This window comes from Streptomyces sp. NPDC051364, assembly GCF_040682115.1.
Taxonomy (GTDB): domain Bacteria; phylum Actinomycetota; class Actinomycetes; order Streptomycetales; family Streptomycetaceae; genus Streptomyces.
This window is the reverse complement of sequence record NZ_JBFBAH010000006.1, coordinates 440,964-460,862: the sequence shown is the minus strand read 5'-3', so window position 1 is coordinate 460,862 and position 19,899 is coordinate 440,964. Positions and strand designations below refer to the sequence as shown.

Below are 19,899 nucleotides of genomic sequence, written 5' to 3'. Positions count from 1 at the left end.
GGCCCGAGCCGCGTGACCCCGGTCACTTTGCTCGGACAAAGCGGACACAATCTTTGTGCACGCGTTCACAAAGACATAGCCTGCATTCGACGGGGCGGTCTTGGGACAAGTGACCGCCTGCAGCCCCGCTCATCCCGCAGGAGCATCGTGGCAACTGGCCGAACTCACCGACCGGCGACCCGCAGCCGAGGTATTCCCGAGGCCACTGTCGCCCGGCTTCCGCTGTACTTGCGCGCACTCACCGCGCTCTCCGAGCGATCGGTGCCCACGGTGTCCTCCGAGGAGCTCGCGGCAGCCGCCGGAGTCAACTCCGCGAAGCTGCGCAAAGACTTCTCGTACCTCGGTTCCTACGGGACGCGCGGCGTCGGCTACGACGTCGAGTACCTCGTCTACCAGATCTCCCGCGAGCTGGGCCTGACCCAGGACTGGCCGGTTGTCATCGTCGGCATCGGTAACCTCGGCGCCGCCCTGGCCAACTATGGCGGCTTCTCCGCGCGCGGATTCCGCGTCGCGGCGCTCATCGACGCCGACCCGGCGATGGCCGGCAAGCCGGTCGCGGGCATGCCCGTGCAGCACACCGATGATCTGGAGAAGATCATCTCGGAGAACGGCGTCTCGATCGGCGTGATCGCGACCCCCGCGGGCGCGGCGCAGCAGGTCAGCGAGCGCCTGATCGCCGCCGGCGTCACCTCCATCCTGAACTTCGCGCCGACCGTGCTGTCCGTGCCGGACGGTGTGGACGTGCGCAAGGTCGACCTGTCGATCGAGCTGCAGATCCTGGCGTTCCACGAGCAGCGCAAGGCCGGGGAGGAAGCGGCGGCCAACGCCACGCCCTCCTCTTCCTCCTCCGCTGATACCTCCGCGTCCGGTGACATCGCCGAGACCGCCGCCGGTTCCGGCGCGGCCCCCGCCGCGGCCGTCGAGCCGCCCGCCGGACGGCCCGCCGCCGTCGCACGCAAGAACGGCCCCGAGGGCGACGTTCCGGCGGTGATGCCGGCATGAGTCTGCTCGTCGTAGGGCTGAGCCACCGCAGCGCGCCGGTGAGCGTGCTCGAACGTGCCTCCCTGTCGGCCGACGCCAAGGTCAAGCTGGTGCACGACACCCTCGCCGCGGAGCCGGCGACGGAGGCGACGGTGCTCGCCACGTGCAACCGGATCGAGCTGTACGCGGACGTGGACAAGTTCCACGCCGGTGTGGCCGAGCTGTCGACCTTGCTCGCGCAGCACAGTGGGGTGGCTCTGGAGGAACTCACTCCGTACCTGTACGTCCACTACGAGGACCGGGCCGTCCACCACCTGTTCTCGGTGGCGTGCGGGCTGGACTCGATGGTGATCGGCGAGGGCCAGATCCTCGGGCAGATCAAGGACGCGCTGGCGCTGGGGCAGGAGCTCCACAGCGCAGGCCGCCTGATCAACGACCTGTTCCAGCAGGCGCTGCGCGTCGGCAAGCGGGCGCACTCCGAGACCGGGATCGACCGCGCCGGGCAGTCGCTGGTGACCTTCGGGCTCGAGCAGCTGACCGCCGGGCGCGAGCCGGTGGACGTGTGGGCCAAGGACAAGCGGGCGCTGGTGATCGGTGCCGGGTCGATGTCCTCGCTGGCCGCGGCCACGCTGGCGCGGGTGGGCGTCGCCGAGATCGTCGTCGCGAACCGCACCGCAGAGCGGGCGGACCGTTTGGTCGAGATTCTGGTTGCCTCAGGCACTGGGGTGGTGGCCAGGCCGCTGGCGATGGCTGAGGTTGCGGCCGAGCTGACACGAGTCGACGTCGTCGTGTCCTGTACCGGGGCCACCGGGCTGGTGCTGACCGGGGAGGACGTGGCCGCGGCCGTGGTGGGGGGCCCTGCGGGGCTCGTCCCCTCCCCGCCCCTTCCCGATTCCCGGGGGCTCCGCCCCCAGACCCCGGCGCCTCAAACGCCGGCGGGGCTGGATTCGGTCCTGGCGCGGCTCGTTGCCGCCGCCGAGGCCGGGATGCGGCTCGCCGATGGCGGGGTGGCGCGGACCATCGTGCCCGGGGCCGACCGTGACGGGTGTCCCGTCGACGTGCCGGCCGGCGACGGGCGGGCCGCACTCACCGGAGTCGACGCCAGCTCCCTCGAACTGCACGGCACATGGGCCGACCAGGGCGAGGCCGCCGCGCAGCGGCAGCCCCGCAAGGGCGCCCGCAGCCAGATCGACGTGGCGCCCGTACGGCTGGCCCTGCTGGACCTGGCCATGCCGCGCGACATCGACGCCGCCGTGCACCGGATCCCGGGCGTGCGGCTCGTCGACATCGAATCGCTCGCCGAAGCATCGGCCGACGCGCCGATGGCGGCCGACGTGGACGCCGTACGCGGCATCGTCGCCGAAGAGGTGGCAGCCTTCGGCGCGGCGCAGCGGGCCGCACACATCACGCCGACCGTCGTCGCCCTGCGGGCGATGGCCGCCGAGGTCGTGGCCATGGAAGTGGCACGGCTCGACGGGCGGCTCCCGGACTTGGACGAGCGGCAGCGGGCCGAGGTCACCCAGACCGTGCGCCGCGTCGTCGACAAGCTCCTCCACGCGCCGACCGTGCGCGTCAAGCAGCTCGCCAGCGAGCCCGGGGGCGCCGGGTACGCAGAGGCGCTGCGCGAACTCTTCGACCTCGACCCGCAGACGGTGGCCTCCGTCAGCCGGGCGGACGCGGCCGGTCAGGCCGGACAGGTCGACCAGGCCGGACAGGTCGGACAGGCCGACACGGCTGACAAGAACGACGACTCAGGACGGGCATCATGAATCCACGTCTCGACCAGCCTCTCCGGCTCGGCACGCGGCGCAGCAAGCTGGCCATGTCCCAGTCCGGCCATGTCGCCGACGCGGTAAGGGCGATCACCGGCCGGCCCGTCGAGCTCGTGGAGATCACGACCTACGGTGACGTGTCCCGTGAGAACCTCGCGCAGATCGGCGGCACCGGCGTGTTCGTCACCGCGCTCCGCGACGCGCTGGTGCGCGGCGAGGTCGACTTCGCCGTCCACTCGCTGAAGGACCTGCCGACCGCGCAGCCCGAGGAGCTCGTGATCGCGGCCATGCCGCTGCGCGAGGACCCGCGCGACGCGCTCGTCGCCCGCGACGGCCTGACCTTCGAGCAGCTGCCCGACGGCGCCCGGATCGGTACCGGGTCGCCGCGCCGCATGGCGCAGCTCAACCACTACGCGCGGACCCTCGGGAAGCGCATCGAGACCGTCGCCATCCGGGGGAACGTCGACACCCGGATCGGCTTCGTGCGCGACGGCGAGCTGGATGCCGTCGTCCTTGCCGCCGCCGGGCTGAACCGGATCGGCCGCAGCGCCGAGGCGACCGACCTCCTGTCGGTCGACAACGTGCTGCCCGCTCCCGGCCAGGGCGCCCTGGCCGTGGAGTGCCTCGCGTCCGACGCGGAGCTCATCGCTTCGCTCGCCGAGCTCGACGACCCGCACACCCGGGCCGCCGTGACCGCCGAGCGTTCCCTGCTCGCCGCCCTGGAGGCCGGCTGCAGTGCACCTGTGGGTGCGCTCGCCGATCTCCTGGCCGACGGCCAGGTTGTCAATGAAATGCGCCTGCGCGGCGTCGTCGGTACCCTCGACGGCTCGACGCTCGTGCAGCTGTCCACCACCGGTCCCGTGCCCCAGTCGTACGACGAGGCCATGGCGCTCGGCCGCGAACTCGCGGACGAGATGCTGGCCAAGGGCGCGGCCGGTCTGATGGGGGAGCGATCGCTTTGAACCCCTCACGTCCAACCACCTCCGCTTTTCCGGTCGTCGCCGCGCACGGGCACGTCACCTTCCTCGGTGCCGGCCCCGGTGACCCGGGTCTGCTGACGCTCCGCGCCGTCGAGGCGCTCGCGGCCGCGGACGTACTGATCGCGGAGCCCGAGGTGCTCGAGGTCGTACGCACGCATGCGCGCGCGGGAGTGGACACGCCACAGCTGACGATTGCTGACGAAGTGTCAGCAGCCGCCGGTGTCCCGGTGATCCGGGATGCGGCCAATCTTGTCATGGAGGCCGCGCGCTCCGGCAGGCGGGTCGTTCGTGCCGTCACCGGCGACCCCGGGCTCGACGGCAACGCGGCCGACGAGATGCTCGCCTGCGCCACCGGCGGCATCCCCTTCGAGGTGGTGCCCGGTGTCGCGACCGCCGTCGGCGTGCCCGCGTACGCAGGTGTGCCGCTGCGCGGCGGCCAGGGTGCCGATGTGCGGTTCGTGGACGCGCGCAACGCCTCCGCGCGCTGTTGGAGCGAGGTCGGGGCCAGCGATGGCACCGTCGTCGTCTCCGCGACGCTGGAGACCGTATCGAGCGCCGCCGCCGAGCTGGTGTCCGCCGGGCGCAAGCCCGACACCCCGCTCACGGTGACGGTCGCCGGTACGACGACCCGCCAGCGGACGTGGAACGCCACCCTCGGGACCATCGCCCAGGTGTTCAAGCAGGGCAAGGTGCTCCCGTCGCCCGAGGGCGCCCGGCCGGTCATAGCCGTGGTCGGTGAGCACGGCGCCGCCGCGCGGCGCGAGGAGCTGGCCTGGTTCGAGTCGAAGCCGCTGTTCGGCTGGCGGGTCCTCGTACCGCGTACCAAGGAGCAGGCCGCTTCGCTCTCCGACCAGCTGCGTTCGTACGGCGCGGTGCCGCACGAGGTGCCGACCATCGCCGTGGAGCCGCCGCGCACCCCGCAGCAGATGGAGCGCGCGGTCAAGGGCCTGGTGACGGGCCGCTACGAGTGGATCGCCTTCACCAGCGTGAACGCGGTGAAGGCCGTCCGGGAGAAGTTCGAGGAGTACGGGCTCGACGCCCGTGCCTTCGCGGGCATCAAGGTCGCCGCCGTGGGCGAGCAGACCGCCGCCGCGCTCGTCGAGTTCGGCGTCAAGCCGGACCTGGTGCCGAGCGGCGAGCAGTCCGCGGCCGGGCTGCTGGAGGACTGGCCGCCGTACGACCCGGTCTTCGACCCGATCGACCGCGTCTTCCTGCCGCGCGCCGACATCGCCACCGAGACCCTGGTGGCCGGGCTGATAGAGCTGGGCTGGGAGGTCGACGACGTCACGGCCTACCGGACCGTGCGCGCGTCGCCGCCGCCGGCGGACACGCGCGAGGCGATCAAGGGCGGCGGCTTCGACGCCGTTCTCTTCACGTCGTCCTCGACGGTGCGCAACCTCGTCGGCATCGCCGGCAAGCCGCACAACGTGACCGTCATCGCCTGCATCGGGCCGGCCACGGCCAAGACGGCGGAGGAGCACGGCCTGCGGGTCGACGTCCTGTCGCCGGAGCCGAGCGTGAGCAAGCTGGCGGAGGCCCTGGCCGAGTACGGCGCGGCGCGCCGCGAGGCGGCCAAGGAGGCCGGCGAGTCGGTGTCCCGCCCGAGCGAGCGCCGGCCGGGGGCGCGCAGGCGCCGTACCACCTGACCGGCGGGCAGAGTCCGATCCCAGGGCCCGGACGCAGCCGCGTCCGGGCCCTGCGGCGTGTGCGGCGCGGGACCGGCTGAGGGCGTGCTTCATCGCGAGGGGTCCTCGTGCACGATGACACGCGTACGGACCCCCGGATGGCGCGGCGGCCTAGGCGGCGACCCAGCGGGTGAGGCCGGTCCAGGCGGCGGGGGCGAGGGCGAGCGTCGGGCCGTCGGTGACCTTGGAGTCCCGGACGTGGACGGTGTCGGCGCAGGAGCAGGAGGCAACCTCGACGCAGGCGCCGCCTTCGTCGCCGCTGTAGGAGGACTTCCGCCAGGAGATGGCGACTTCCAGGCAGGCGCCGCCCTCGCTCCCGCTGTAGCTGGACTTGAACCACGTCAGGGGGGTGTTCATGTCTCTCCTAGCAGCCGGTCCAACAGGTCCTTCGTCTCTGTGAAGTTGAGGGCCTGTGACCGCAGCATCGCATATTTCTGAGTGAGGATGCTGACCTCGTTCGGGTCGCGAACGAGGAAGCTGCCGCGCTGCGTTTCGGAGTACGCGAGGTGCTGGAACTCGGGTGTTTCCAGCAGGATGAACGGGCCGTCGAGACCCGCGTGAGCGGTGATGCCCAGGGGCAGCACCTGGAGCGAGACGGTCGGCCGGTCGGCGCAGGTGCGCAGGTGGCGCAGTTGCTCCCGGTAGATCTCGACGCCGCCGATGCGGTCCCGGAGGGGCGCCTCCCAGACGATGAAGCTGAGGGTCGGGGGGACCGGGCGGGTGAGGATCTTCTGGCGCTGGATGCGGTGGGCGGTCTGCCGCTCTATCTTCTCCTCGCCGACGAAGGGGACGCGGCAGCCGAGCACCGCCCGGGCGTAGTTCTCGGTCTGGAGCAGACCCGGCACGGTGAGGGTGTCGTACCAGGACAGGGCGAGGGCCTCCGCCTCGCGCTCCATGTACTCCTCCGCCCAGGCCGGGATCATGTCGACCTCCGGCATCTTGTTGGACGCGACCGTCAGCAGACCCGGCAGGCCGAGGATCCGGTCCATCTTCTCGGCGACGTTGGGCATGAGGGTCCGTCGGCCCTGCTCGATCGAGGCGATGGTCTCCACGTCCATGTGCAGTGCCTCCGCGAAGGTGCGCTGCGTCATGCCTTTGGCGACGCGGGCGGCGGCGACCAGGGCGCCGACCATCTTCATCGCGGTTTCGTTGGGCCGGGGCCTCTTGCGTGGTGGCATGCCTGTGAACTCCCCGAGTACGCACGAGAGATACCGGTACCAACCCGTACTCCTGAGGGAGTACGGGTTACCGGTCTCGCCCACGCTAGTCACGCACCGCGACGATCGCCCCGTGAACGTGGAAATCCATCCGGCCCTGCTGCGCGAGCGGTACTTCCCCCGCAGCCGCCAATCCATCTGCTCTGCCAGGGAGTTCACGGCGGAGACACTTCACGCGTGGGGTGTCACATGCCGCCGGGACGACCTGTTGCTCTGCGTGAGCGAGCTGGCGACCAACGCCCTGCTGCACGGCGTGCCGCCCGGCCGCTACTACCGGCTTCGGCTGGTGCTCTTCGAGGGCCTGGTCCGGGTCGAGGTGGCCGACAGCGGGGGCGGCCGGCCGCGCGTGGCGGACCGGGACGTGGGCGCCGAGGGAGGGCGGGGGCTGCTGCTGGTGGCCGCGCTCGCCGAACGGTGGGGGGTCGGCCCGCGCAGGCCCGGGAAGGTGGTGTGGTGCGAGCTCGCCGTGGGGGCTGCGGGGGCCGCGCCGCCCGGGCTCTAGGCTTGAGGCGACTGCTGTCCAGGCTCGAAGAGGCGACTGAAGATGAGCGCGTACGGATCCTTTCCCGGCTCGCGGCCCCGCCGGCTGCGCACCACCCCGGCGATGCGGCGGATGGTCGCGGAGAACCGGCTGCACCCCTCGGACCTGATCCTCCCGGCGTTCGTACGGGAGGGCATCAGCGAGCCCCTCGCGATCTCGGCGATGCCGGGCGTGGTCCAGCACACGCGGGACACGCTGCGCAAGGCCGCGGTGGAGGCCGTGGAGGCGGGCGTCGCGGGGATCATGCTCTTCGGGGTTCCGGCGGACGAGAACAAGGACGCGCTGGGCACGGCGGGCACGGAGCCGGACGGGATCCTGCAGCTCGCGATCCGCGACGTGAAGGCGGAGGTGGGCGACGATCTGGTGATCATGTCCGACCTCTGCCTGGACGAGTACACCGACCACGGCCACTGCGGCGTACTGGACGAGCACGGGCGCGTCGACAACGACGCGACGCTGGAGCGGTACGCGGAGATGGCCCAGGTCCAGGCCGACGCGGGCGTCCACGTGGTCGGACCGAGCGGCATGATGGACGGCCAGGTCGGCGTCATCCGCGACGCGCTCGACGAGACCGGGCACGAGGACGTCTCGATCCTGGCGTACACGGCGAAGTACTCCTCGGCCTTCTACGGCCCGTTCCGCGAGGCCGTCGCCTCCTCGCTGCAGGGCGACCGCAAGACGTACCAGCAGGACCCGGCGAACGCCCGGGAGTCCCTGCGGGAGCTGGCGCTCGACCTGGAGGAGGGCGCCGACATGGTCATGGTCAAGCCGGCCGGCCCGTACCTGGACATCCTGTACCGGGTCGCGCAGGCCGTGGACGTCCCGGTGGCCGCGTACCAGATCAGCGGCGAGTTCGCGATGATCGAGGCGGCGGCGGAGAAGGGCTGGATCGAGCGCGACCGGGCCATCCTGGAGACCCTGCTGGGCATCAAGCGGGCCGGCGCGGACACGATCCTGACGTACTGGGCGACGGAGGTCGCGGGCTGGCTGCGCGAGGCGCGCTGACCCTTGCCGGTGGGCCCCCGCCGGTCAGCGCAGCGGCCACACGTGCCGCTCGGACCCGGCGGGCGGCCCGGCTCGCCAGACCCGCCACCACGCCCACCACTGCCCCGGCTTCGGTCGCCGCGCTCTGCCCATGCGGGGAGCGTAGGCGGGGCGGGTCGAGCCCTCATGGGGCGGGGACCGAGTACGTCAGCTTGCTTGCCGGCTTGCCGGCTTGCCCGCTTGCCCGCTTGCCCGCTTGCTCAGGTCAGGGTCAGTCGATGATCCCGGCGAACACGATGTAGTCGAGGACGACGGCCGCCGGGGCGAGCAGGGCGAACGTGATGCGGCGGGCGGAGTTCCGGCGCTGCCAGGGGAGCGCCCAACTGGTCACGAGCACCACGAGGACGAGCAGCAGGCCGGTGCCGAAGACGGGGAAGGCGATGCCGAACGAGGCGTCGAACCGGTCGCTCGCGGCCTCCCCGCAGGAGTCGCAGGCCATGGGGGAGAGCCCGGCGAAGAAGAGCGCGACGAGGGCCATCGGCAGCGTCAGCAGGGTGGAGACGAGCGGCGCGACGAAGGCGCGCTTGTCGCGCGAGGTGTCCTGATCCATGGCATCAGTCAACTGCCCCGGCGGGAGAGGCACATGAGTGCCCGTACTCAGGCCGGGATGGGGTTGACGCCCAGGATGGTGTTGCGGCCCCTGAGGTGGAGTGCGCCCGCGCCCCGGAGGGTGACCATGGCGGTGCAGACGGGGTCGAGGCTGTCGACGACGTGCTGGTAGAAGAGGATGGGGGTCAGCCCCCGTCCTCCGACCCGTCCCCGCTCGCGTTCCCGTCCCCCCAGGCGCACCCTGGAGGCAGGGTGACCCCCCTGGAGGTGATGCACCATGCCCACACTCGTCGGGTGGCACGTGGAGCTCGAGTTCACCGAGGAAGGCCACCGCACCAGTGCGGCGGCCATGGTCAGACTCGGCGACGGCTCCGAGATCAGGGCGCACGGCTACGCCATGCGTCACCCCTCCGACCCGGAGCAGCTGCGGGTCGGGGAAGAGATCGCCGGCGCTCGCGCGCTCATGGATCTCGCTTCCCAGATGTTGCAGAAGGCCCACTCGGAGATCGATGAGGCGACGGGCCGGCACTCCTATCCGCTGAACCAGTGAGTGAGCTGCGACCACGCGGTGGGAGTGAGGGCGAGGGAAGGGCCGTGAGGGACTTTCGAGTCCCTCACGTGCATCCGAGGAGGGCGGGGACGGCCGTGGCAGGGCCGGGTCGCCGGTCTCCGGGGTGTGGGCGGGCTTCGGCCTGGCAAGGTGGGTGGGGTGCGAGTGCCGAACGGGCCTTGCTGACATGCGCAGTTGGGGGACGTGCTCACGTGTCGGATCAGGAACACCGAATGACGCGCGGACAGGTGGGCTGCCTGATCGCCCCGTCGGCCGGAGTGGGCACGGGGGTGCTCGGGGCGGGGCTGCTGAATGCCGCGTGGCGGGCCTGCGACGTGGGGGTCAATGGGGCGGCCAACGGCCTCGCCCTCCTCTTCTACGGGGCGCTGCTGGCACTGCTCGCGACAGCCTGGTGGGGGGTGCTCGTCGGGTACGTCGGGCGGTGGAACCCGGCGGCCGGGTTGTTCGGGGGCCTGGCCGGGGCAACGGTGATGGTGTGGGTGTTCGTGGCGCTGTTGCAGGTGCCCGACGGGTATCGCTGCTAGTGCCGCGTCTGGCAACGTTTGCCCGTCAAGGAGCGGCGTCCGGTGCGTGCTCTCGGCGTGCCGGCCGCAAGCGCTCGTACTGGACGTACTTGAGTTTTCGGCCGGTGCGGCGAGAGTGCGTGCCGGGCGTCGCGACGGGGCGAACGCTGCCTGACGCGGCACTAGCTTCAGAGGTTCGGTTCATTTACCCGTGCCTCGAGCGCGGACCGTGCCGGGGAGCCGCCCCGGCGCCGGTCAGCGCTCTCAGCGCGGCGCGCGCCAGGTGTACACCCTGCGAACCGTTCACGATCGGCCTCCCCTGCCGTCAGGACGGGAAGGCCGATCGTACGGAGCCGCGCGCCCCGCGAACGGGGTCAGAGACGCTCGGGCGTGCGGATGCCCAGGAGGGACATGCCCTTCGTGAGCGTCCGGGCGGTCAGGTCGCACAGGAACAGGCGGTTCTCGCCGACGACGAGCTCCGGCTCCGGCTTCACGACCGGGCACTCGGTGTAGAACGTCGTGTACAGCGAGGCAAGCTGGTACAGGTACGCGGCCAGCTTGTGCGGGGCGTGCTCCGCGGCCGCCTCGGCGATCAGCTCGCCGAAGCCGTCCAGGTGCAGGCCCAGCGCCCGCTCGGCCGGCGCCAGCGCCAGCTCCGGGTGGGCCACCGGGGAACGGTCGCCCGCGTTGCGCAGGATGGACCGGATCCGGGCGTACGCGTACTGGAGGTACACGGACGTGTCACCGGTCAGCGAGACCATCTGGTCCAGGTCGAACTTGTAGTCGCGCGCGGCGGAGGTGGAGAGGTCCGCGTACTTGACCGCGCCGATGCCGACCTGGAGGCCGTTCTCGACGATCTCCCGCTCGGTGAGCAGGCCACGGTCCTTGTCCTTCTCCCGGACCACGGTGGTCGCCCGCTCCACCGCTTCGTCCAGCAGGTCGACCAGCCGCACCGTCTCGCCCTCGCGGGTCTTGAACGGCTTGCCGTCCTTGCCGAGGACCGTGCCGAAGGCCAGCTGCACGGCCTTGACCTCGTCGTTCAGCCAGCCGGCGCGGCGGGCCGTCTCGAAGACCATCTTGAAGTGGAGCGCCTGCCGCGCGTCCACCACGTAGATGAGGCTGTTCGCCTTCAGGTTGCCGACGCGGTCCCGGATCGCCGACAGGTCGGTCGCGGCGTAGCCGAAGCCGCCGTCCGACTTCTGGACGATCAGCGGGGTCGGGTTGCCGTCCGGGCCCTTGTACTCGTCGAAGAACACGCACAGCGCGCCGTTGGAGCGGACGGCGACGCCCGACTCCTCCAGCAGCTTGCACGTCTCGACCAGCATGTCGTTGTAGCCGGACTCGCCGACGACGTCCGGGTCCTGGATGTCCATGTCGAGCTTGTCGAAGACGGAGTAGAAGTAGATCTTCGACTCGTCGACGAACCGCTGCCACATCGCGAGGGTCTCCGCCTCGCCCGCCTGGAGGTCGACGACCCGCGCCCGGGCCCGCGTCTTGAACTCCTCGTTCGAGTCGAAGAGCGCCCGCGAGGCCTTGTACAGGCGGTTCAGGTTGGACATGGCCTCCTCGCCGGAGACCTCCGCCGACGCGCCCGCGGCCTTGTGGTCCAGCTCGTGCGGGTGCTCGATCAGGTACTGGATGAGCATGCCGAACTGGGTGCCCCAGTCGCCGATGTGGTGGCGCCGGACCACCTTCTCGCCCGTGAACTCCAGGATCTCGACCATCGCCGCGCCGATGACCGCCGACCGCAGGTGGCCGACGTGCATCTCCTTCGCGACGTTCGGCTGCGCGTAGTCGACCACCGTCGTGCCCGCGTTCGCCGCGTACGGGACACCGAGCCGGTCGTCGCCGGCGCGCGCCGCCAGGGTCTCGATGATCGCCCGGTCGGAGACCGTGATGTTGAGGAAGCCGGGGCCCGAGACCTCGATCTCGCTGATCAGGTCGGCATCGGGGCCTGCGGGGATGGACGCGACCACGGTCGTCGCGAGCTCGCGCGGGTTGGCCTTCGCCTTTTTCGCGAGCGCCAGGATGCCGTTGGCCTGGAAGTCGGCCCGGTCGCTTCGTCGCAGCAGCGGGTCGGCGCCACCGGCCTCCGGCAGGGCCGAGGCGAGGGCGTCCGCGACGCGCTGATTGACGGAAGAAGCGAGGGAAGGGACCGAGGCCATGAGCTGCCGTTCCTGTGAGGTCGTGCCTGAAGGTGCACTTGGTTGTTCCGACAAGTGCCGAGTATCCCACGCGGGGACCGTCCGATGCCCGGGATAAAGGGGGCCCGCAGGCAACCCCGGAGCGTCCGCTTCCGTCTGGGAGAATGGCTGAAGCCAGCATTCGAGATAGAAGGACGTGTCGTGGCTCAGAGCAGCACCGAGACCGACTGGGTCTCCCGTTTCGCGGACGAGGTCATCGCCGAGGCGGAGCGCCGAGCACCCGGCAAACCTGTCGTCGTCGCGTCCGGACTCTCCCCCTCCGGCCCGATCCACCTGGGCAACCTCCGCGAGGTCATGACCCCGCACCTGGTCGCCGACGAGATCCGCCGCCGCGGCATCGAGGTCCGGCACGTCCTGTCCTGGGACGACTACGACCGCTACCGCAAGGTGCCGGCCGGCATCCCCGGCGTCGACCCCGAGACCTACGGCCAGTACATCGGCATGCCGCTGACCTCCGTCCCGGCCCCGGCCGGATCGGCGTACGCGACCTGGGCCGAGCACTTCAAGGCCGCCATGGTCGAGGCCCTGGCCGAGCTGGGCGTCGAGTACGACCCGATCAGCCAGACCGAGCAGTACACCTCCGGCGCGTACCGCGAGCAGGTCCTGTTCGCGATGAAGCACCGCGGCGACATCGACGCCGTCCTGGACCAGTACCGCACGAAGCAGAAGCCGGGCGGCAAGAAGCCCCAGCAGAAGCAGGTCGACGAGGCCGAGCTGGAGGCCGCCGAGGGCTCCGGCGCGGCCGCCGAGGACGACGGCAGCAGCGCCGAAGGCGGGTACTTCCCGTACAAGCCCTACTGCGGCCGGTGCGGCAAGGACTTCACCAAGGTGACGTCCTACAACGACGAGACGACCGAGCTGGTCTACGTCTGCACCGAGGACGAGTTCACCGAGACCGTCAAGCTCAGCGAGTTCAACCGCGGCAAGCTGGTCTGGAAGGTCGACTGGCCGATGCGCTGGGCCTTCGAGGGCGTGATCTTCGAGCCCTCGGGCGTCGACCACTCCTCGCCCGGCTCGTCGTTCCAGGTCGGCGGCCAGGTCGTGCACATCTTCGGCGGCGAGCAGCCGATCGGACCGATGTACGCGTTCGTCGGCATCAGCGGCATGGCCAAGATGTCTTCGTCGAAGGGCGGGGTCCCGACCCCGGCCGACGCGCTGAAGATCATGGAGCCGCAGCTCCTGCGCTGGCTGTACGCCCGCCGCAGGCCGAACCAGTCCTTCAAGATCGCCTTCGACCAGGAGATCCAGCGGCTCTACGACGAGTGGGACAAGCTCGAGGCCAAGGTCGCCGACGGCTCCGTGCTGCCGGCCGACGCCGCCGCGCACACCCGCGCCGTACGCGTCGCCTCGCACGAGCTGCCGCGCACCCCGCGCCCGCTCCCGTACCGGACCCTCGCGTCGGTCGTCGACATCACCGCCGGGCACGACGAGCAGACCCTGCGCATCCTGACCGACCTGGACCCGTCGCAGCCGCTGACCTCCCTCGACGAGGTACGGCCGCGCCTGGACCGCGCCGAGAACTGGATCACCACCCAGGTCCCGGCCGACCAGCGGACCCTCGTACGCGAGGAGCCCGACACCGAGCTGCTGTCCTCGCTGGACGACGAGGGCCGCGAGTCGCTGCGGCTGCTCGTGGACGGGCTGGACTCGCACTGGTCGCTCGACGGGCTCACCACGCTCGTCTACGGCGTCCCGAAGGTGATGGCGGGCCTTGAGCCCGACGCCAAGCCCACCCCCGAGCTCAAGGTCGCACAGCGTTCGTTCTTCGCGCTGCTGTACCGCCTGCTCGTGACCCGGGAGACCGGGCCGCGCCTGCCCACGCTGCTCCTCGCCGTGGGCGCGGACCGGGTGCGCAAGCTGCTCGCCGCCTGAGGCAGACGCCGAAGGGCCCGCATCCCCTCGGGGGTGCGGGCCCTTCGCATGTGGGTACAGCTTCCGGCTCAGGCGATGTGCTCGTTCTCCAGCTCGCGCTGGTAGCGCAGCTTCAGGCCCGGCATGAGCTTGCGGATCATCGAGGAGCTGCGCGGGTGGTCGATCCCGTGGCGGTCCGAGAGGTGTATGTCCACCTGCTCCGGGGTCGGGAAGTCGGAGTGCTCGTCGAGGTAGGAGCGGAACACCTCGTAGGCCGCCTCGTTGAACTTGACCTGGTCGAAGCCGGAGTCGGCGTCGGAGTCATCGTCATCGGCGGCGGGCGGTACGGGGAGCTGCTCCTGGTGCGGAACGTCCTCGTCCGGGCCGGTCGGGGGCATGACCGGGGTCGGCTCCAGGCCCTCGACGTACTGCGGGTTGTACCCGCCCTCGTACGCGGCCTGCGGGGCCAGCGGTGCGGCGAACCAGGCGCTGTCGTGGGCCGCGGGCATGGCCGTCGGGTCGACCGCGAAGGGGGGCGGGGTGTGGCCCTGCGGGGCTGCTCCCCCACCCGCCCCTTCCCGAAACTGGGGCTCCGCCCCAGACCCCGGCGCCTGCGGCGCGGCCTGGCCCGCGGGGCCGGCGGCTCCGCCGGACAGGCCCGGCCGGCCGGGGATGCCCGCGGCCGCACCGGCAACGCCCGGCTGGCCCGAGGCTCCGCCCGGCAGGCCCGGCCGGCCGGGTATGCCCGCGGCCGCACCGGCAAGGCCCGGCTGGCCCGGCAGGCCTGCGGTGACCGCCTGGCCCGGGATGCCTGCCGCGCCGGAGCCCAGGCCCGCCGCGCCGTGGCCCGCCTCCAAGGCCGGAGCCGATGACGCCGATAGCGCCGCACCCGTCGCGATGGCCGCGGCCGCCGGAGGCAGCAGCATCGGGTCGATGCCCGCCGCCGCCAGGCCCTCCGGCGCCGTCTGGGAGAGGGGGACGCCGATCCGGGCCAGCCGGAGCGGCATCAGCGCATCCACCGGAGCCTTGCGGCGCCAGGCCCGCCCGTACCGGGCCTGCAGCCGCGCCTGGTAGATCAGCCGGTCCTGCTCCATGCCGACGGCCTGCTCGTACGACCGCAGCTCCCACAGCTTCATCCGGCGCCACAGCTTGAACGTCGGGAGGGGGGAGAGCAGCCACCGCGTGATGCGGACGCCCTCCATGTGCCGGTCCGCGGTGATGTCCGCGATCCGGCCCACCGCGTGCCGGGCCGCCTCCACCGTGACCACGAACAGGATCGGGATCACGGCGTGCATGCCCACACCCAGCGGGTCCGGCCAGGCCGCCGCGCCGTTGAACGCGATCGTCGCCGCGGTCAGCAGCCACGCCGTCTGGCGCAGCAGCGGGAACGGGATCCGGATCCACGTCAGCAGCAGGTCCAGCGCCAGCAGCACACAGATGCCCATGTCGATGCCGATCGGGAACACCAGCGAGAAGTTCCCGAACCCCTTCTGCAGGGCGAGCGCGCGGACCGCGGCGTACGAGCCCGCGAAACCGATCCCCGCGATGACCACGGCTCCTGCGACCACGACGCCGATGAGTATCCGGTGCGTACGAGTCAGCTGCATCGCGGCCACCCGCGATCCCCTCCCCTTGTCGAGCTACGGCAGGCACAGCGTACGGGTGACTGCACAGGTGACTGAATGTCAGCCTCCTGTTAAGCGCCCGACAAGCCGCCCGGATCCGCCGACGCCTACTGCGCAGAGGGAGAAGCCTGCTGCTCAGGCTGCTTCTGCTGCTGGTTGGCGGTGCCGACCGAGGCCACCGTCTCCTTCGCCGCCGCGATCGCGTTCTCGAGCAGCTTGGCCTGATCCGGAGCGCCGGCACCCTCGTACGCCGCACCGTTGTAGTCGAGCGTGATCACGATGTTCTGCGTGCGCGCCACGATCGTCGTGTTGAAGAAGTCGACGTCCTTCTTCACGCCGTACACGACCGACGACGCCTGGTCGCCGATGCCGGCCGCCTGCTCGACCTTCACGTCGTGCGCGCCCTCCGCCGTCTTCGCGGTCTCGACCTGCTTGTTGAACTGATCCTCGGCGCGCTTGTTCGCGCCGCCGAGCGAGGCGTGCGACTCGTAGCGGACCAGGGAGATCGACAGCCAGCGGTACTGCGAGCCCTTCAGGCCGTCCTCGTCCAGGCCGTTCCAGGAGCAGCTGGCGCGGGAGGTCAGGTCGTTCGACTTGGTCGCGGTGCCGTTCTTGTCCTTCGCCTCGGGGACGAGGGTCTCGACCGTCTTCGTCTGGATCGACTTGCACGGGTCGGGCAGCGTCGCGAACGCCGCCTTCTCCAGCTCGGCCGACGGCTTGCCGCTCGGCTTGGCGGACGAGGACGCGCCGGGCTTCTTGTCGCCGCCCGAACCCGAGTCCTTGCCCGAGTCGGACGAACAGCCGGCGACGGTGAGGATCACCGGGACGGCTGCGCAGGCGAGAACGCGAGTGAGGCGCGAGGCTGATCGGTGCATGGTTCCTTCAGTACGTTGTGAGGCGCGTTCTGTGGACGCGGTACGGACGCGGTACGGACGCGGTACGGACGCGGTACGGGCGTGGTGCGGGTGTGGCGCGGGCGCGGGACCCGAGCAACGGTAGCCCGACCCGGCGCGCGCCTGCTGTGCGCGCCGTCACGCCGAGCCCCCCGCGCCCGCTCCCGGTCGCCCTCTCAGTCGTTGAAACGCTCGACGAGAGCCTGCGCCAACTGCCGTGCCTTGTCCTGGGTTTCGGGGCTCGCCGGGACCGTACCGGGCAGCGCGGGCTGCACGCTGTACTCGACGGTGACGATGACGTTCGAGGTGCGGAACACAATCCGCACGGTCCGCGCCTGCGCCGCGCTGGCCCCGGCCGTGCTCAGCTTGTCCTCGAGGAACGCCTCGGTCCCGAGCCCTTCGATGACCCGGGAACCGAGCTCGGGCGGCGGCGCGGAGGGGCTGCCGGCGCCGGGGGACGGCGACTGCCCGGCCGGCGGGGGAGCGCTTGCGGCCGGCGGGGCGCTGGGGGCGGTGCTGGGAGCGGTGCTGGCACCCGTACTCGTACTGGGGCTCGGCGTGGGGCCGGGGAAGGGCAGGTGCGCATCCGTCAGCCGGCGCACGTACACCTGCCGCGCCTTGTCGTCGTCGCTCATGGTGGTCCGGTCGTACGAGACGACGCGCTCGAAGCCGACCGACAGCAGCCGCGTCTCCTCGGGCGTCTGCGCCGTCCAGCGGCAGCCGACGTGCCGGTCGCCGTCGTACGAGGTGTCCGCGGCGCCGGCGTACAGCTGCGCGCGCTGCTCGTCGGTGAGGCTGTCCGCGGCCGGGAGCATGGCCTTCAGGCGCTTGCCGTCGGCGGCCCTGCACGGCGCGGGCAGGCTGCGGTACTTGCCGGCCGGTGCGGGTGCGGGGCTGCTGTCGCCCGCCTTGGAGTCGGTGTCGTCCCCGACGCCGTTGCCGCTGGTGCACCCGGTCAGGCCGGTCAGGCCGGCCATGAGTGCGGTCAGCATCGCGATGCCCGGCAGGACTCGTCGCCGTACCGCCTTGCGCTGCACGTCCACTGGCTCCCTTCGACCGGCCGGCGGCCCGGCGGTCAGGAAAATATGTTGCCGCGCTTTCGACGCGGATGAACACAATGTCTATCGCACACGCTGGTGCTGGCGCCGGTCCCCTGTCTGGTTTGGGGCTAAGAGCGAGGCTTTTTGCGTATAACGAATTTTCTATGCTTCTCGGGGGATTGAAGCCGTATGTCGTATGTAGAGGTACCGGGAGCGAAGGTCCCGATCCGGATGTGGACCGACCCGGCGTCGGTCGAGGCCGGCGCGATGCAGCAGCTGCACAACGTCGCCACCCTTCCGTGGATCAAGGGCCTGGCGGTCATGCCGGACGTCCACTACGGCAAGGGCGCCACGGTCGGCTCGGTGATCGCGATGAAGGACGCGGTGTGCCCGGCGGCGGTGGGGGTGGACATCGGCTGCGGCATGTCGGCGGTGAAGACGTCCCTGACGGCGAACGACCTCCCGGGGGACCTGTCCAAGCTCCGCTCGAAGATCGAGCAGGCGATCCCGGTGGGCATGGGCCTCCACAAGGAGGCGGTGGACCCGTCGCGGCTGTACGGCTTCTCGGAGGCAGGGTACGAGGACCTCTGGGCGCGCTTCGATTACCTCACCGATGCGGTCAAGTTCCGTCAGGAGCGTGCCACGAAGCAGATCGGAACGCTCGGAAGCGGCAACCACTTCATCGAGTTCTGTCTCGATGAGACGGGTTCGGTCTGGCTGATGCTGCACTCCGGGTCCCGGAACATCGGCAACGAGCTCGCCGCGCACCACATCGGCGTGGCCCGCGGCCTGGACCACAACCAGAACCTGGTCGACCGGGACCTGGCGGTGTTCCTGTCCGCGACACCGGAGATGGGGGCGTACCGCAACGACCTCTTCTGGGCGCAGGAGTACGCCAAGTACAACCGCGCGGCGATGATGAGTCTCTTCAAGGAGGTCGTGCGCAAGGAGTTCCGCAAGGCGAAGGTCTCCTTCGACCGGGAGATCAGCTGCCACCACAACTACGTGGCGGAGGAGCGGTACGACGGCATGGACCTGCTGGTCACCCGCAAGGGCGCGATCCGCGCCGGCAGCGGTGACTACGGGATCATCCCGGGCTCCATGGGGACGGGCTCGTACATCGTGAAGGGCCTCGGCAACGAGAAGTCGTTCAACTCCGCCTCGCACGGCGCGGGCCGGAAGATGAGCCGGACAGCGGCGAAGAAGCGCTTCTCTGCGCGGGATCTGGCGGAGCAGACCAAGGGTGTGGAGTGCCGCAAGGACTCGGGCGTCGTCGACGAGATCCCGGGCGCGTACAAGTCGATCGAGCAGGTCATCGACCAGCAGACGGACCTCGTCGAGGTCGTGGCCAAGCTCAAGCAGGTCATCTGCGTGAAGGGCTGAGGCCCGGGCGCAGCTGTCGGGGGAGTGGAGGGGCCCGGACCGATCACGATCGGTCCGGGCCCCTCCGCGTGGACCGGTCAGTCGAGCACGGGGTGAAGGCGCTGGTCACGAGGACGTACGACTTCACGACCTGGGGCGAGACCCCGCCGACTCCGCAGCTGAGGGCCGGGGACATCGTGCTGCTGCACTTCACGCCGACGCCGGCCGCGGATCTGGAGCGGGCCCTGGATGCGGCGAAGGCCGCCGGGTTGAAGCCGGCGGCCCTCATGCCGCATCTGAACGCGGCGGGAATCGTCTAGAGGTCGCGGTGGACCTTCGTGTTCGAGGCCTGGGCGCGGGGGCGGACCACCAGGAGGTCGATGTTGACGTGGCTGGGGCGGGTCACGGCCCAGGTGATGGTGTCGGCCACGTCGTCGGCGGTGAGGGGGGCCGCGACGCCCGCGTAGACCTTCTCGGCCTTCTCCGCGTCGCCGCGGAAGCGGGTCTTGGCGAATTCCTCGGTCTTCACCATGCCCGGGGCGATCTCGATGACGCGGACGGGCTGGCCGACGATCTCCAGGCGGAGGGTCTCGGCCAGGACGCGGGCGCCGTTCTTGGCGGCGACGTAGCCGGCGCCGCCCTCGTACGTGGAGTGGCCGGCGGTGGAGGACAGGACCACGACCGTGCCGTCGCCGGAGGCGACGAGGGCGGGGAGGAGGGCCTGGGTGACGTTGAGCGTGCCGATGACGTTGACCTCGTACATGGTGCGCCAGTCGGCGGGGTCGCCGGTGGCGACGGGCTCGGCTCCGATGGCGCCGCCGGCGTTGTTGACGAGTACGTCGCAGCGGTCGAGGGAGGCCGCGAAGGCGTCGACGGCGGGCCGGTCGGTGACGTCGAGGGCGTGGGCCGCGGCGGAGTGGCCGGCTGCCGTGAGCTCCGCGGCGAGGGCCTCGATGCGGTCCTTGCGGCGGGCCGTGAGGACGACGTGGTAGCCGGCGTCGGCGAGCTGCCGGGCGGTGGCCGCGCCGATGCCGCTGCTCGCGCCGGTGACTACGGCGGTTCGGGTGGCCGTGCTCATGTG

At 71.2% G+C, this 19,899-nt stretch carries 21 protein-coding genes; 11 read left to right on the top strand and 10 right to left on the bottom strand.

The genetic code is table 11. From position 1 onward, the window contains the following. The first annotated feature begins 147 nt into the window (after positions 1-147). From AB0M76_RS16910 to AB0M76_RS16895, 4 genes are read left to right on the top strand one after another with little or no spacing between them, the layout of a single operon-like run. On the top strand, positions 148-1,002 hold the full coding sequence (locus tag AB0M76_RS16910; RefSeq protein ID WP_365953533.1) for a redox-sensing transcriptional repressor Rex: 855 nt from the start codon (positions 148-150) through the stop codon (positions 1,000-1,002). Further along, a complete protein-coding gene (locus tag AB0M76_RS16905; protein ID WP_365953532.1) occupies positions 999-2,750 on the top strand; it encodes a glutamyl-tRNA reductase in 1,752 nt (583 codons plus the stop codon). The genes AB0M76_RS16910 and AB0M76_RS16905 overlap by 4 nt, the downstream gene beginning before the upstream one ends. Further along, positions 2,747-3,715, top strand: a complete 969-nt coding sequence (hemC, locus tag AB0M76_RS16900) for a hydroxymethylbilane synthase (RefSeq protein WP_266665078.1) — start codon at positions 2,747-2,749, stop codon at positions 3,713-3,715. Before AB0M76_RS16905 ends, hemC begins: the two co-directional genes overlap by 4 nt. After that, positions 3,712-5,379: a bifunctional uroporphyrinogen-III C-methyltransferase/uroporphyrinogen-III synthase gene (locus AB0M76_RS16895; RefSeq protein ID WP_266996382.1), complete on the top strand. Its 1,668-nt coding sequence runs from the start codon at positions 3,712-3,714 to the stop codon at positions 5,377-5,379. Before hemC ends, AB0M76_RS16895 begins: the two co-directional genes overlap by 4 nt. Before the next feature lie 150 nt (positions 5,380-5,529). On the opposite strand, the gene AB0M76_RS16890 is transcribed toward AB0M76_RS16895, so the two are convergent. Further along, positions 5,530-5,775 carry a DUF397 domain-containing protein gene (locus AB0M76_RS16890; protein WP_365953531.1) on the bottom strand — a complete coding sequence of 82 codons (246 nt, stop codon included), beginning with the start codon at positions 5,773-5,775 and terminating at the stop codon, positions 5,530-5,532. Then, positions 5,772-6,596, bottom strand: coding sequence for a helix-turn-helix transcriptional regulator (locus AB0M76_RS16885; protein ID WP_365953530.1), 825 nt, complete (start codon positions 6,594-6,596; stop codon positions 5,772-5,774). Before AB0M76_RS16885 ends, AB0M76_RS16890 begins: the two co-directional genes overlap by 4 nt. A gap of 112 nt (positions 6,597-6,708) precedes the next feature. Here AB0M76_RS16885 and AB0M76_RS16880 point away from each other — a divergent pair, with 112 nt between their 5' ends. Together AB0M76_RS16880 and hemB are read left to right on the top strand one after the other, a co-directional pair. Beyond that, positions 6,709-7,137 carry an ATP-binding protein gene (locus AB0M76_RS16880; protein ID WP_365953529.1) on the top strand — a complete coding sequence of 143 codons (429 nt, stop codon included), beginning with the start codon at positions 6,709-6,711 and terminating at the stop codon, positions 7,135-7,137. 42 nt (positions 7,138-7,179) lie between these two features. Beyond that, positions 7,180-8,181, top strand: coding sequence for a porphobilinogen synthase (gene hemB / locus AB0M76_RS16875; RefSeq protein WP_266665073.1), 1,002 nt, complete (start codon positions 7,180-7,182; stop codon positions 8,179-8,181). Positions 8,182-8,431: 250 nt separating this feature from the next. Here hemB and AB0M76_RS16870 read toward each other — a convergent pair whose 3' ends face one another. Both AB0M76_RS16870 and AB0M76_RS16865 read right to left on the bottom strand, forming a co-directional pair. Further along, complete coding sequence (locus AB0M76_RS16870) at positions 8,432-8,770, bottom strand: hypothetical protein (RefSeq protein WP_365953528.1); 339 nt, start codon at positions 8,768-8,770, stop codon at positions 8,432-8,434. Positions 8,771-8,817: 47 nt separating this feature from the next. Continuing rightward, a complete protein-coding gene (locus AB0M76_RS16865; protein ID WP_365953527.1) occupies positions 8,818-9,009 on the bottom strand; it encodes a hypothetical protein in 192 nt (63 codons plus the stop codon). A 37-nt stretch (positions 9,010-9,046) separates the two neighbouring features. Between AB0M76_RS16865 and AB0M76_RS16860 the strand changes: the two genes are divergently transcribed. Continuing rightward, positions 9,047-9,319, top strand: a complete 273-nt coding sequence (locus AB0M76_RS16860) for a DUF1876 domain-containing protein (RefSeq protein ID WP_365953526.1) — start codon at positions 9,047-9,049, stop codon at positions 9,317-9,319. Here the strand turns inward: AB0M76_RS16860 and AB0M76_RS16855 are convergent. Continuing rightward, on the bottom strand, positions 9,301-9,393 hold the full coding sequence (locus AB0M76_RS16855; protein WP_365953525.1) for a DUF397 domain-containing protein: 93 nt from the start codon (positions 9,391-9,393) through the stop codon (positions 9,301-9,303). The genes AB0M76_RS16860 and AB0M76_RS16855 overlap by 19 nt on opposite strands. Positions 9,394-9,552: 159 nt before the next feature. On the opposite strand from AB0M76_RS16855, the gene AB0M76_RS16850 reads away from it, so the two are divergent. Continuing rightward, positions 9,553-9,864: a hypothetical protein gene (locus tag AB0M76_RS16850; protein WP_365953524.1), complete on the top strand. Its 312-nt coding sequence runs from the start codon at positions 9,553-9,555 to the stop codon at positions 9,862-9,864. Between the two features lie 353 nt (positions 9,865-10,217). Here the strand turns inward: AB0M76_RS16850 and argS are convergent, their stop codons facing one another. Next, entirely contained in the window at positions 10,218-12,008 is a 1,791-nt protein-coding gene (argS, locus tag AB0M76_RS16845; RefSeq protein WP_365953523.1) for an arginine--tRNA ligase, read from the bottom strand. Between the two features lie 180 nt (positions 12,009-12,188). Here argS and lysS point away from each other — a divergent pair, with 180 nt between their 5' ends. After that, positions 12,189-13,919, top strand: a complete 1,731-nt coding sequence (gene lysS, locus AB0M76_RS16840; RefSeq protein ID WP_365953522.1) for a lysine--tRNA ligase — start codon at positions 12,189-12,191, stop codon at positions 13,917-13,919. Between the two features lie 68 nt (positions 13,920-13,987). Here lysS and AB0M76_RS16835 read toward each other — a convergent pair whose 3' ends face one another. The 3 genes from AB0M76_RS16835 to AB0M76_RS16825 all read right to left on the bottom strand — a co-directional run bounded on the left by AB0M76_RS16835 (position 13,988) and on the right by AB0M76_RS16825 (position 17,453). Then, complete coding sequence (locus tag AB0M76_RS16835; RefSeq protein ID WP_365953521.1) at positions 13,988-15,514, bottom strand: DUF2637 domain-containing protein; 1,527 nt, start codon at positions 15,512-15,514, stop codon at positions 13,988-13,990. Positions 15,515-15,630: 116 nt separating this feature from the next. Next, entirely contained in the window at positions 15,631-16,398 is a 768-nt protein-coding gene (locus AB0M76_RS16830) for a DUF3558 family protein (RefSeq protein ID WP_365953520.1), read from the bottom strand. A gap of 194 nt (positions 16,399-16,592) precedes the next feature. Next, a complete protein-coding gene (locus AB0M76_RS16825) occupies positions 16,593-17,453 on the bottom strand; it encodes a DUF3558 domain-containing protein (RefSeq protein WP_365953519.1) in 861 nt (286 codons plus the stop codon). A 192-nt stretch (positions 17,454-17,645) separates the two neighbouring features. On the opposite strand from AB0M76_RS16825, the gene AB0M76_RS16820 reads away from it, so the two are divergent. Continuing rightward, positions 17,646-18,839 carry an RtcB family protein gene (locus AB0M76_RS16820; protein ID WP_365953518.1) on the top strand — a complete coding sequence of 398 codons (1,194 nt, stop codon included), beginning with the start codon at positions 17,646-17,648 and terminating at the stop codon, positions 18,837-18,839. 68 nt (positions 18,840-18,907) lie between these two features. Then, positions 18,908-19,138 (top strand): hypothetical protein, encoded by a 231-nt coding sequence (locus tag AB0M76_RS16815; RefSeq protein WP_365953517.1) that lies wholly within the window; start codon positions 18,908-18,910, stop codon positions 19,136-19,138. On the opposite strand, the gene AB0M76_RS16810 is transcribed toward AB0M76_RS16815, so the two are convergent. Then, positions 19,135-19,896 (bottom strand): SDR family NAD(P)-dependent oxidoreductase, encoded by a 762-nt coding sequence (locus AB0M76_RS16810; RefSeq protein ID WP_365953516.1) that lies wholly within the window; start codon positions 19,894-19,896, stop codon positions 19,135-19,137. The genes AB0M76_RS16815 and AB0M76_RS16810 overlap by 4 nt on opposite strands. Positions 19,897-19,899 lie beyond the last annotated feature (3 nt).